The organism is Mycolicibacter longobardus (assembly GCF_002102265.1).
GTDB lineage: Bacteria > Actinomycetota > Actinomycetes > Mycobacteriales > Mycobacteriaceae > Mycobacterium > Mycobacterium longobardum.
This window is the reverse complement of record NZ_LQPG01000019.1, coordinates 188,027-200,112: the sequence shown is the minus strand read 5'-3', so window position 1 is coordinate 200,112 and position 12,086 is coordinate 188,027. Positions and strand designations below refer to the sequence as shown.

Below are 12,086 nucleotides of genomic sequence, written 5' to 3'. Positions count from 1 at the left end.
GCGGGGGATGAGGGGGTGGCGGGCATCAGATCGGGAGCCTGACGTCGGAGACCAGGCCGTCGCGCACCACCGCCACGAAGTGGTCCCACACGCCGGTGACCAGGGCGAGCCCGACCGCGATCAGCAGCACGCCGCCCAGGATCTGCATCGCCCGGGTGTGGCGGCGCAGCCAGCCCAGCCCCGCCACCGCGCTGGCCGACCCGAACGCCAGCGCCACGAACGGGACGCCCAGGCCCAGGCAGTAGGCGATCACCAGCACCACGCCCCGGGCCACCCCGGCACCGTCGGTGCTCGAGGCGACGGCGATGACCCCGGTCAGGGTCGGCCCCAGGCACGGCGTCCAACCGAGCGCGAACACCGCGCCCAGCAGCGGCGCCCCCAGCACGGTGGACAGCTGCTGCGGGGTGAATCGCAGTGAGCGCTGCAATGCCGGGACGAACCCGATGAACACCAGCCCCATCAGGATCGTCACCGCGCCGCCGATCCGCTGCAGCAACACCTGGTTGGTGATCAACGTGGTGGTCATACCCAACACGGCGATGGAGCCGAGCAGGAACACCGCGGTGAACCCGGCGACGAACAGCGCCGCCGACCCCGCGACGCGCCACCTTCCGGCCGGCGGGGCTTTCAACGTGCCCGCGTCGGGCTCTTCGTCGACACCCACCACGGCCGCCAGATACGACAGGTAGCCCGGCACCAGGGGCACCACGCACGGCGAGGCGAACGACACCAGCCCGGCCAGTGCCGACACCGCGACGGCCAACAGCAGCGGACCGGTGGCGGCGGTGGCGGTGAGTCCGCTCACGACGCCGCCTCGGCAGCCAGCCGCTGCACGACCGGCTGCAGGTCTTCGGCGAGCACCTCGCGCAGGAACACCGCGGCCACCCGGTGCTGCCGGTCGAGCACCATGGTGGCCGGGATCACCGAGGACGGATAGCGGCCGCCGAACGCGATCATGGTGCGCATCGCCGGGTCGTAGATCGACGGATAGGTCACCCGGCGGTCGGAGATGAAGTCGCGGGGCGCCTGCGGCGAGGGGTCACGCACGTCGATGCCCAGAAACGCCACGCCGTCGGCGCGGGTATCGTCGTAAACCTTTTGCAGTTGCGTGATTTCGGTGCGGCACGGTCCGCACCACTGGCCCCACACGTTGATCACGACGACCTGTCCGGGGAAGTCCTCGACGCCGACGGTTCGTGCCGGGTCCATCAGGCTGGGGCCGGAGATGGGACCGGGCCGGCCGCGGACGTCGGGCGGGTCGTAGAAGATGTCGGTTCTGCCGCCGGGCGAGACGAACTCGAAGGTGCCGCCGTGCGTGACGGCGTCGTCGCCGACCGAGCAGCCCGAGATCAGGGCGGCCAGCACCGCCCCGGCGACCAGCACCGCCCGCATCGTCAGCCGCCGGCCGGAACCTGGTAGTCGACGCCGACGAGCCGATCGCCCTCATAGATCAGCGTGGTGACCGATCCCACGCCGCATTCGCGCCGGCGCGGATCGTGCCAGAGCCGGTTGCCGCTCAGATACTGTCGCGCCGTCCACACCGGCAGCTGATGGCTGACACACACCACCTCGCGTCCGGCCGCACGGGACCGGGCCTTGTCCACCGCGGTGGCCATCCGGGCGGCGATCTGGTCGTAGGGCTCGCCCCACGACGGGGTGAACGGGTTGCGCAGGTGCCACCAGAACCGCGGGTTGCGCCAGGCGCCGTCGCCGGGCGAAACCCGCCTGCCCTCAAAAATATTGGTCGACTCGATCAGGTCGTGGTCGGTGTCGATGTCCAGGTTGTGGCGGGCGGCGATCGGGGTGGCGGTCTCCTGGGCGCGCTGCAGCGGCGAGGCGATCACCGCGACGATGTCGCGCCCGGCCAGCAGGTCGGCGGCGGCGACGGCCTGGGCACGGCCGGTGTCGGAGAGCCGGAAACCCGGCAGCCGGCCGTAGAGAATGCCGTCCGGGTTGTGGACCTCGCCGTGGCGGATCAGGTGTACGCGAGTTTCTTCTGCCATCAGGGTTTCGGCTCCGGGGTGGTGGCGGCGGCGCGCGCCGCGGCGGGTAGCACAGCGGTGATCCGTTCGAAGGCTTCGTCGGTGAGGGCGGCCGAGACGAACCAGGCCTCGAAGGCACTGCAGGGCGGGTAGACGCCGGCGTCCAGCAGGGCGTGGAAGAACGCCGGGAAGCGCCAGGTGGCGCTGGCCCGGGCGGCGGCGAAGTCGGTGACGGGTTCCTCGGCGAAGAACACGCTGAACATATTGCCGGCCCGCGGAATCTGGTGTGGCACACCGGCGTCAGTCAGCGCCTCAGACAACAGCGCGGTCAGTCGGTCGGCGTTCTTGTCGAGTACGGCGTAGACATCGGCGTCGGCGGCACGCAGGGTGGCCAGCCCAGCGGCGGTGGCGACCGGGTTCCCCGACAGCGTGCCGGCTTGGTAGACCGGCCCCAGCGGTGCCAGCCGGTCCATCACCTCGGCCCGGCCGCCGAACGCCGCGGCCGGCAGTCCTCCGCTGATCACCTTGCCGAAGGTGAACAGGTCGGCCTCAACAGGATCCAGGCCGTACCAACCGCTTGCGCTCACCCGGAAGCCGGTCATCACCTCGTCGATGATCAGCAGCGCCCCGTGTTCGCTCGCGATCGCCCGCAGTGCGGCGTTGAAGCCGGGCGCCGGCGGCACCACGCCCATGTTGCCGGGGCTCGCCTCGGTGATGACGGCTGCGATCTGGTCGCCGAACTGACCGAAGACGGCAGCCACACTGTCAACGTCGTTGTAGGGCAACACGATCGTGTCGGCGGCGGTGGCACCGGTGACCCCCGGCGACGACGGCAGCGCCAGGGTGGCCACCCCGGAGCCGGCGTCGGCGAGCAGCGCGTCGACGTGACCGTGATAGCAGCCGGAGAACTTGATGACCTTCGACCGGCCGGTGAAACCGCGGGCCAGCCGCAACGCGCTCATGGTGGCTTCGGTGCCGGAGTTGACCAGCCGGACCTTGCTCACCGCGGGCACCCGGGCAATGATCTCGGTCGCCAGCTCGGTCTCGGTGCGGGTGGGCGCCCCGAACGACAGCCCGGCGCCGGCGGCGGCGCGGACAGCGTCGACCACCGACGGGTGGGCGTGGCCGAGGATCATCGGCCCCCAGGAGCAGACCAGGTCAACATAGCGGTTGCCGTCAGCGTCGGTCAGCCAGCAGCCCTCGGCGTGCTCGATGAACCGGGGGGTGCCCCCCACCGAGGCGAACGCCCGGGCCGGCGAGTTGACTCCGCCGGGGATCACCGCGCAGGCCTCGGCGAACAGCCGCTCCGATACCGCCGTGGCACGATCCGCATTACCCACGACGACCAGTGTCCCAGCTCGCGGGAGGCCACCCGACTACAGGGTGTAGTTGAGGGTTGAAGTGCTCCGGCGCCCGGAGTTGGATGGCAGTCATGCAACTACCGCAACGACTGGCCCGGTTCAACCGGCATGTCACCAACCCGATCCAGCGGATGTGGGCCGGCTGGGCGCCGACGTTCGGCATCCTCGAGCACGTGGGCAGACGCTCCGGCAAGCCCTACCGAACCCCGCTGACGGTGTTCAGCACCGACGACGGGGTGGCCATCCTGCTCACCTACGGCCCGGATCGAGACTGGCTGAAGAACATCACCGCCGCCGGTGGTGGCAAGGTGCGCCGGCACGGCAAGACCTTCGGTGTCACCGAGCCGCGGGTGGTGAGCAAGGCCGAGGCGGCGGAGCACGTGCGCCCGCGGTCGCGGGCGATCTTCGCCCGGCTGCCGTTCGAGCAGGCCGTGCTACTCACCCGGCAGGGCTGATACTCGCGAGCACTTCTTGAGCGGCGCGCTGTCCGGCCTGGACCGCTCCGTTCATGAATCCCATCCACTCGTCGGCGGTTTCCACGCCGGCCCAATGCAGTCGGCCGACGGGCGTCTTGAGCAGCTCTCGCGCCGAGGTCAGGGCGCCGACGGAAAGGCCGCCCTCGCAACCGAAGTGGAACGGTTCGTCCGCCCATCGCTTCTCCGCGAAGTGGAGCGGATGCAGCGCTTCGGCGCCGAACAGGTCAGCGAAAGTCTCCAGCACCTCCTCCCGGCGGCGTGGCGCGTCCGCCACAGCGTCGGCGGGCCAATCCTCGTCGGTGGTGTAGCAGGCAAGCACGCCGACCGCGCCGTCCGGCGGGGACGCGTCGAGGACACCGGGTGCAGCGTCGCGGTCGGTCAAGGCTGAACCCGACAGGCCGGCGGCACGCCAGAACGGTTTGTCGTAGACGGCGTTGATCTTGCGGCCATGGACCGGTTGCCAGCCATCCTGCAGCCGCCTCCGAGCCGGCGGAAGGGCCGGACGGAATTCGATACCGCGATATCCGGCCGGGCCGACGGCGATGATGACGTGCTCGGCCTGGTATTCGGTGCCGTTCGCGTACACCCTGACGCGCCCCGCTGACTGGTCGATGGAGTCAACGGGTGAGTTGAGCACCACCCGATCACCGAGGGCATCCGCGAGGGCCAGTGAAAGTTCCTGCGCGCCATGGGTGAACCGCAGTACGCCGGTCGGTTGTGCCAGCAGCGGACCGATACCGCCCCAGGTGTTGAGGAAATGCAGCACGAACAGCAGCGAGGCAGTGGGCGGGAAGTACCCGAGAAGCGACTCGAGGAACAACCGCGCAGAACCGGTGGGCACCACGTCATCGAGCCAGGATCCGATGGTGCGCCGGTCCAGCTCCCGCGCCCGCGGCGCGGACCATGGACGCTCAACGGGGACCGATGCGGCCAACACGTCCAGTTGCCGGACGGCGCCGAGCAGATCCGTGACGGCGGCTGCCGACATCGGCAACGGCACCCATCGCGAGAGCAACGCCCACGCCCCCCGAAGCACCGGACGCATCCACGGCCTGGCCAGCAGCCGCGCATTCCCCATCCGCCCGAGGGTGAACGCATGGGCCGTGCCACCGACGTAATACAGGAACCGCCCCTGTGCCCCGCTCTCGAACAGCTCGACACCGAAGCGCTGAGCGAGCCGCAACACGTGCCGGTGCTGGGGGTAGACCAGAGTCGCGCCCTCGTCGACCGTCGTGCCGCCCACCGTGCTGGTCCGTGTCCGGCCGCCGACCTGCGGCCCGGCCTCCAGCACCGTCAGCGACCTGACGCCCGCCTCCAGCAGCGCAGTCGCCGCGGCCAACCCAGACAGTCCCGCACCGATCACAATGACGTCGTCGCGCTGGTCCATCGCCGTATCCCTCCGCCGGCACGGAACTCGGTCAGCGTCCCAGCAGTCGCATCTTCTGTTCGTTGTACTCGTCGTTGGTGATCAATCCCCGATCACGCAACTCGGCGAATTCGCGGATCTCCGCGGCGATGCCCATCAAGGTCGGGCTGGCGCCGTCAGCGTCACCGGTCTGGGCATCGGCGGACGAGTCGGCCGACGCGCGCTGGGGCAACTGAACCTTGGCTGGAACAACAGCATCGGCGCCACCGCGGCCACGGCTGACCGAACCCGCCAGGGCACTGCCGCCCATGCCCGCCAGCGCCATCTGGCTGAACGCACTTCCGGCGCCGCTGAGCGAGGCCGCTGGGGCGGCGCCGACGCCCGGACCGGCCAGCGGGGTCGTGTAGGACAGGCTGCGGATCTCCGGGGCGTTGGCAGCCCAGCTGATCGGCACCGAGAGTCGCCCCGCCGAGACCGCGTCGCCGATCGAAGCCGACGGAAAGGCCGTGGGCGGGACGAAACCGCTCGGCCGCGACGGGGTCAACGGCGAGAACAGCTCGATAGCGTTCAGGACCTCGTCCTCCACGTACAGCAACTGGTCCTGCTGTTTGAGGATCTCCCGGGTGCTGGCGTCCGCCGACGACCAGGCTCCGGCGGCCAGCACCAGCGCGACCGCCGACACCGCGTCCAGCCCGATGATGTCGGTGATACTCGGCCACGTCAACAGATCCTCGGGTCCCGCAGCCGGCCCGGGGATGGTCGCCGCCGCTTGCATCACGGAGTTTTCGGGCGCCCCAGACAGCCCCGAGGCCAGCTGCCCCAGCAGCGATTGGATGTCCGACGACGACGAGGCGGTCTCGGCGGCCCCGACCGCGGCGGCCTGGTTGGCCGAACCGGCGGGATTACTGGTCTGCGGCGGCTCCTGGAACGGCGCGAGCCCGGTGGCGGCCGCCGACGCCGCGGCGTAGGCGTACATCGCGGCGGCATCCTGCGCCCACATCTCGGCGTATTCGGCCTCGGTGGCGGCGATCGCCGCGGTGTTGGTCCCCAGGACATTGGTCGCGACCAACAGCAGCAGCCGGGCGCGGTTGGCCGCCACCACCGTCGGCGGCACCGTCGCGCTGTGCGCCGCGTCGTAGGCCGCGGCCGCCGCGTTCGCCTGCGCCATGGTCTGGTCGACCTGCGCCGCGGTGGCGGCCATCCAGCCCGCATACCGCGCCGCGGACTGCGTCAACGCCACCGAGGCCGGCCCCCGCCAGGCCGTGCTGGTCAGCTCGGTGACCACCGATTCGTAGGAGGTGACCGCCGAGTGCAGTTCGGCGGACAAGGCGCCCCAGGCCGCGGCAGCCGCCCGCAGCGGCGTGGAGCCCGGGCCGGTGTAGATGCGCAGGGAGTTGACCTCCGGCGGCAGGGCAGCGTAATTCATCACTGATCCCCTCCCTGGGCGTGCACCAGTGCACCGAAACCGGCGTGAGTGTATTTGTAGCCGAAAAGTTCGCAACTGACCTGGTATTCCGGATTTGCTCCAGGCATGTCCGGCGTTCCCGCCGAGGCGGTCGCGCCAGCCCTATGCTGCGATAACATGCGCGCGTGCGGATGTTTATCACCGCGTTTCGTGACCTGCAGTGGCGACTGCGCCGGTTCATCGTCGCCGCCGTGGGCACCGCGATGGTGTTTTCACTGACGCTGGTGCTGGCCGGGCTGACCCACGGGTTCCGGGTGGAGGCCGAGCACGTCGTCGATTCGCTGGGCATCGACAGCTACCTGATCCAGACGGCCGCGGTAGGTCCGTTCATGGGCTCGTCGCGGTTCCCGCAGTCCGAAGCCGGGGATGTCGCCAAGATTCCCGGCGTGGAGGCGGCGCTGCCGGTGGTGTACGGCAACACCATCCTGCAGGACGGCGAATCGCCGCAGAACGTGAACATCTACGGCGTGCCCAAGGCCGCGATGCCGCCGATCACCTCCGGACGGGCACCCACCGAGCCCAACGAGATCGCGATGTCGACCACGCTCAAGCGCGCCGTCGGCGATGAGGTCGAACTGGGTGCGGGCAAGCTGCGGATCGTCGGGCTGGTGGAGAAGTCGACGACGCTGGCGGGCCAGCCCAATGCCTTTCTGACCGTGGCCGGCGCGCAGCGCCTGATGTACTCCGGGCAGCCGGTGGCCTCGGCGATCGGTTTGCGGGGCACCCCCGAGCGGGTGCCGGAGGGCTACCGGATGGTGGACCGGGCCGCTGCCATCGACGACATGGTGCGCCCGCTGGCCGGCGCGGAGATGGCTCTGTCGTACATGTCGGTGCTGCTGTGGGGGGTCGCCGGACTCATCGTGGGCTCACTGATCTATCTGTCGGCGCTGGAGCGCACCCGCGACTTCGCGGTGTTCAAGGCGCTGGGCGTCACGACCTGGATGGTGCTGGCCGGGCTGGCGCTGCAGGCGGTGGCCGTCGCGGTGGTCGCTGCGGTGCTCGGCGGGGTGCTGGCGGTGGCGATCGGACCGCTGTTTCCGATGCTGGTGGCGGTGACCGCGTCGTCGTTCGCCCTGCTGGTGCTGACCGCGGTGGCGATCGGCCTGTTGGCCAGCCTGGCGGGCCTGCGGCACGCCGTGGCCGTCGACCCCGTCCTGGCGTTCGGGGGGCCGTGACTCATGGGAGACTTGCGGATCCGTGATCTGGTCATCGAATACGCCACTGGCAGCGGGGAACCGATCCGTCCCATCCACGGCCTGAGCCTGGAGATTCCGGCAGGTTCGCTGGTGGTGGTGCTCGGTCCCAGCGGTTGCGGCAAGACCACGCTGCTGTCGTGTCTGGGCGGCATCCTGAGCCCGACCAGCGGCCAGATCCAGTTCGGCGCCACCGATGTCACCGGGCTCGGCCGGCGCGACCTCACCTCCTACCGCCGCCGCACCGTCGGCATCGTCTTCCAGGCGTTCAACCTGGTGCCGAGCCTGACCGCACTGGAGAACGTGATGGTGCCGATGTGGGCGGCCGGATGGACGCAGTGGGCCGCCGCCGAACGCGCCCGGGATCTGCTGTCCCGGATCGGTCTGGCTGACCGGACCCATCACCGACCCGGGCAGCTCAGCGGCGGCCAGCAGCAGCGGGTGGCGGTGGCGCGGGCACTGGCCCTGGATCCACCGCTGATCCTGGCCGACGAGCCCACCGCGCAACTGGACTTCGTCCGGGCCGGCGAGGTGGTGCAGCTGCTGCGGGTGCTGGCGGCCGGCGACCGCGTCGTCGTGGTGGCCACCCACGACACCCGGATCGTGCCGCTCGCCGACATCGTCATCCAGCTGTCGCCGACCGCCGCTCCGACGCGCCCCGAACAGGCACCGGTCCGGCTGGGGCCGGGCTCGGTGCTGCTGGAACAGGGCACCGTCGAGGATCTGATCTACGTCGTCACCGAGGGCGAGGTGGAGATCGCCCCCGATTCGGCGGACGCCGGCGGCGGGCTGCTCAAGATCGGCAAACCGGACAACTACTCCGGGCAGCTCGGGCCGATGGTCCGGATCCCCCGCTCGGCCACGGTTCGCGCGCCCCGGGAGGCGACCGTCGTCAGCTACACCGTGGACGCGTTCCGGCGGCAATTCGGTCGTCCGCCGACTCCCGACGTCCCTAACGAACCGGCATCAACCTGATCAATATCGCGGCATGCCCGGCCAACCCGGCGCCGCGCCACGCGATGATGCATGTCATGGCAGATTTGACCCGCCGGGCTGCTCTGCGCCTCGGGGTCGGTGCCGCGGGGGCTGCAGGCCTGTTCGGAGCCGGTATGGTGCGGGGCCCGGCGGCGTCGCGGGCGACCGGCAACACCTATCCGACCCGGGAGTCCGGGTCGTTCGTGTCCGCGGCCCGGGGCGGGGTGGAGACCAACTGGATCATCGCCCGGCCGCCGGGGCAGACCGGGCCGCTGCGGCCGGTGATCGCCCTGCACTGCAAGGACGGCGACGCGGCCTGGGTTATGGACCTCGGCGTCGAGGAGGAGCTGGCGCAGCTGACCGCCGCGGGCCGGCCGCCGTTCGCGGTAGTGGCGGTCGACGGCGGCAACACCTACTGGCGGCCGCACAGCTCCGGCGAGGACTCCGGGGCGATGGTGCTGAACGAGCTGATCCCGATGCTGGCCGACAAGGGCCTCGACACCGCACGGGTCGGGTTCATGGGCTGGTCGATGGGCGGATACGGCGCAATGCTGCTGGGCACCCGGCTCGGCCCGGCGCGCACCGCCGGGATCTGCGCTATCAGCCCAGCGATCTACATGACCTATTTCGGCGCGCCGGCCGGGGCCTTCGACAGCGTCGATGACTGGCGGACGAATTCGGTCTTCGGTCTGGCGCCGCAGCTGGCACCGATTCCGCTGCGGGTGGACTGCGGCACCTCGGACAGCTTCTACTATGCGACCAGGAGCTTCGTCAGCCCGCTGAAGCCGCCACCGGCGGGCGGGTTCTCCCCCGGCGGCCACGACGTGTCCTACTGGCGGGAGCAGCTGCCGGCCCAGTTGGCCTGGCTGGACTCCTGAATCCTGGTGTGGCGCCTCAGGGCTGATTCATCGGGTTCATCGGACTGGCCGGATTCGCCGGGTTGTTTATGTTGGCCGGGTTGTTCGGGTTCAGCGGGCTGTTGATATTCGCCGGGTTGGTCAGGCTGTTGGGGCCGTACGGTCCGGCGTTGCAGACCGCGCTGGCGTTGGCCATGCAGTCCGCGGGATTGAACGGGTCGGGGTTGGCCGGGTCCGCGGCGGCCGCTCCGGCCGCCACCAATGCGAAGGCGGCAACCGACGCCGACAGGATAATCCTCACCCGAACTCTCCTTCGGTCTACCGGAACGCCCGCAGTCGCAGGCTGTTCGTCACCACCAGAACCGACGAGGCGGCCATCGCCGCGCCCGCGATCATCGGGTTGAGCAGCCCGGCCGCCGCGAGCGGGATCGCGGCGACGTTGTAGCCGAACGCCCAGACCAGGTTCTGCCGGATGATTCGCAGCGTACGCGCGGACAGCCGCAGCGCGGTCGGAACCGTGCCGAGGTCTCCGCGGACCAGCGTCACGTCCCCGGCTTCGATGGCGGCGTCGGTGCCGGTGCCCATCGCCATCCCGATATCGGCGGTGGCCAGTGCCACCGAGTCGTTGACGCCGTCACCGACCATGGCCACCCGGCGGCCCTTGGCCTGCAGGTCCTTGACGGCGTCGGCCTTGTCCGTGGGCAGCACGTCGGCGATGACGTTGGCCGGGTCGATCCCGATCTCACCGGCCACCATGCGGGCCACCGCCGCCCCGTCACCGGTGAGCAGCACCGGCGTGATGCCCATGGCCCTGAGTTCGTCGATCGCGGCGGCGCTGGTGGGTCGCACGGTGTCGGTCAGGGTGATGGTCCCGCGCGCCCGGCCGTCCCAGGCCACCTCGACGGCCGTCCCGGTCTCGTGCGCGGCGGCCGATCGAGTGATGTCGACCCGCACCCCGTCGACCACCCCGGTCACGCCGTGGCCGGGCCGGCTGGAGAACTCGGTCACCCGCGCGACCGGAAGGTCCGCGGCCCTGGCGGCAGCGACGATGGCCGCGGCGATCGGGTGCTCGGATGCCGATTCGACGGCGGCGGCGCGCGCCAGCACGGTGTTCGGGTCCTCGCCGCTGTCGACCGCGAGGCCGCCGACGGACATCACGCCGGTGGTGACCGTGCCGGTCTTGTCCAGCACGACGGTGTCGATGTCCTTGACGGCCTCCAGAACCTGCGGGTTCTTGATCAGGATGCCCAGCTGCGCCCCGCGGCCGGTCCCGACCAGAATCGCGGTCGGCGTGGCCAACCCGAGCGCGCACGGGCAGGCGATGATCAACACCGCCACCGCAGCGGTGAATGCGGCCGCCGCTGATTGGCCGGCCAGCAGCCATCCGGCCAGGGTGAGCGCGGCGATCACCAGCACCACGGGCACAAACACCGCCGACACCCGATCGGCCAGCCGCTGGATCGAGGCCTTGCCGGCCTGGGCGTCGGCGACCAGCTTGCCCATCCGGGCCAGCTGGGTGTCGGCGCCCACCTTCGTGGCGCGCACCAGCACCAGCCCGGTGGTGTTGAGAGAGCCGCCCAGCACCTCGGCGCCGACGCCCACGTCGATGGGCAGGGATTCCCCGGTCATGGCCGAGGTGTCCAGCGCGGTGGTGCCCTCGATGACGACACCGTCGGTGGCGACCCGCTCCCCCGGCCGAACCACGACGACGTCGCCCACCCGCAGGTCGGCGATCGGCACCCGGATCTCCGTCGGCCCGTCCGGGCCGCTCCGCATGACCGCGGCGTCCTTCGCCCCGAGTTCCAGCAGCTCACGCAGCGCCGCGCCCGCCGAGCGCTTGGCATGCGATTCCGCGTAGCGGCCGGCCAGCAGGAAGACCGTGACCACCGCCGCCACCTCGAAGTACACGTGGCCCGACCCGGTGATGACCGCGACCGCCGACCACAGGTAGGCCGCCAGCGTGCCCAGCGACACCAGGGTGTCCATGGTGGCGGCGCGGTGGGCGGCGGTGCGCAGCGCGGCCCGGTGGAACGGATAGCCGCCCCACACCACGATCGGGGTGGTCAGCGCGAAGGCCACCCACTGCCAGCCGCTGAACTGCCAGGCCATCACCATCGACAGCGCCACCACCGGCCCGGCCAGCAGCGCCGAGCCGATCAGCCGGGGGCGCAGTTGCCCGGCCGGCACGTCTGCATGTTCGGAGGCGTGCCCGGCGGGGTGCTCGTGCGCTGCGCCGATCACCGCGGCCTGGTAGCCGCATGCCTCCACGGCGAGCACCAGATCCTCGGGCGAGACGTTCGGCTCGTGTTCGACGTGGGCACGTTCGACCGCGAAGTTCACCGTGGCATGCACCCCGTCGAGCGCGTTCAACCGGCGTTCCACCTGTGCCGCGCAGGACGCACAGGTCATTC

General features: G+C 70.8%; 12 protein-coding genes. 4 read left to right on the top strand and 8 right to left on the bottom strand.

Annotation, left to right across the window (positions count from 1 at the left end):
• Positions 1-25: 25 nt before the first annotated feature.
• The 4 genes from AWC16_RS11745 to hemL are packed head-to-tail and all read right to left on the bottom strand — an operon-like array spanning position 26 to position 3,322.
• Positions 26-805, bottom strand: a complete 780-nt coding sequence (locus AWC16_RS11745) for a cytochrome c biogenesis CcdA family protein (protein WP_085264911.1) — start codon at positions 803-805, stop codon at positions 26-28.
• The gene (locus AWC16_RS11740; protein ID WP_085264910.1) at positions 802-1,392 is read right to left on the bottom strand and encodes a TlpA disulfide reductase family protein; all 591 of its coding nucleotides are present in this window, start codon (positions 1,390-1,392) and stop codon (positions 802-804) included. The genes AWC16_RS11745 and AWC16_RS11740 overlap by 4 nt, the downstream gene beginning before the upstream one ends.
• 2 nt (positions 1,393-1,394) lie before the next feature.
• On the bottom strand, positions 1,395-2,003 hold the full coding sequence (locus AWC16_RS11735) for a histidine phosphatase family protein (RefSeq protein ID WP_085264909.1): 609 nt from the start codon (positions 2,001-2,003) through the stop codon (positions 1,395-1,397).
• On the bottom strand, positions 2,003-3,322 hold the full coding sequence (hemL, locus tag AWC16_RS11730) for a glutamate-1-semialdehyde 2,1-aminomutase (protein WP_085264908.1): 1,320 nt from the start codon (positions 3,320-3,322) through the stop codon (positions 2,003-2,005). The genes AWC16_RS11735 and hemL overlap by 1 nt, the downstream gene beginning before the upstream one ends.
• Before the next feature lie 92 nt (positions 3,323-3,414).
• On the opposite strand from hemL, the gene AWC16_RS11725 reads away from it, so the two are divergent.
• Complete coding sequence (locus AWC16_RS11725; RefSeq protein WP_085264939.1) at positions 3,415-3,798, top strand: nitroreductase family deazaflavin-dependent oxidoreductase; 384 nt, start codon at positions 3,415-3,417, stop codon at positions 3,796-3,798.
• On the opposite strand, the gene AWC16_RS11720 is transcribed toward AWC16_RS11725, so the two are convergent.
• Positions 3,782-5,206: a flavin monoamine oxidase family protein gene (locus AWC16_RS11720; RefSeq protein WP_085264907.1), complete on the bottom strand. Its 1,425-nt coding sequence runs from the start codon at positions 5,204-5,206 to the stop codon at positions 3,782-3,784. The genes AWC16_RS11725 and AWC16_RS11720 overlap by 17 nt on opposite strands.
• A 31-nt stretch (positions 5,207-5,237) precedes the next feature.
• A complete protein-coding gene (locus AWC16_RS11715) occupies positions 5,238-6,611 on the bottom strand; it encodes a PPE family protein, SVP subgroup (RefSeq protein ID WP_085264906.1) in 1,374 nt (457 codons plus the stop codon).
• Between the two features lie 170 nt (positions 6,612-6,781).
• On the opposite strand from AWC16_RS11715, the gene AWC16_RS11710 reads away from it, so the two are divergent.
• The 3 genes from AWC16_RS11710 to AWC16_RS11700 are packed head-to-tail and all read left to right on the top strand — an operon-like array spanning position 6,782 to position 9,696.
• Positions 6,782-7,825, top strand: a complete 1,044-nt coding sequence (locus tag AWC16_RS11710) for an ABC transporter permease (RefSeq protein WP_085264938.1) — start codon at positions 6,782-6,784, stop codon at positions 7,823-7,825.
• Between the two features lie 3 nt (positions 7,826-7,828).
• Positions 7,829-8,818, top strand: coding sequence for an ABC transporter ATP-binding protein (locus tag AWC16_RS11705; RefSeq protein WP_085264905.1), 990 nt, complete (start codon positions 7,829-7,831; stop codon positions 8,816-8,818).
• Between the two features lie 47 nt (positions 8,819-8,865).
• Positions 8,866-9,696, top strand: a complete 831-nt coding sequence (locus tag AWC16_RS11700) for an alpha/beta hydrolase (protein ID WP_085264936.1) — start codon at positions 8,866-8,868, stop codon at positions 9,694-9,696.
• Positions 9,697-9,712: 16 nt separating this feature from the next.
• Here AWC16_RS11700 and AWC16_RS24320 read toward each other — a convergent pair whose 3' ends face one another.
• Positions 9,713-9,976 carry a hypothetical protein gene (locus AWC16_RS24320; protein ID WP_109561366.1) on the bottom strand — a complete coding sequence of 88 codons (264 nt, stop codon included), beginning with the start codon at positions 9,974-9,976 and terminating at the stop codon, positions 9,713-9,715.
• 17 nt (positions 9,977-9,993) lie between these two features.
• Positions 9,994-12,084, bottom strand: coding sequence for a heavy metal translocating P-type ATPase (locus tag AWC16_RS11690; protein WP_085264934.1), 2,091 nt, complete (start codon positions 12,082-12,084; stop codon positions 9,994-9,996).
• Between the last annotated feature and the right edge of the window lie 2 nt (positions 12,085-12,086).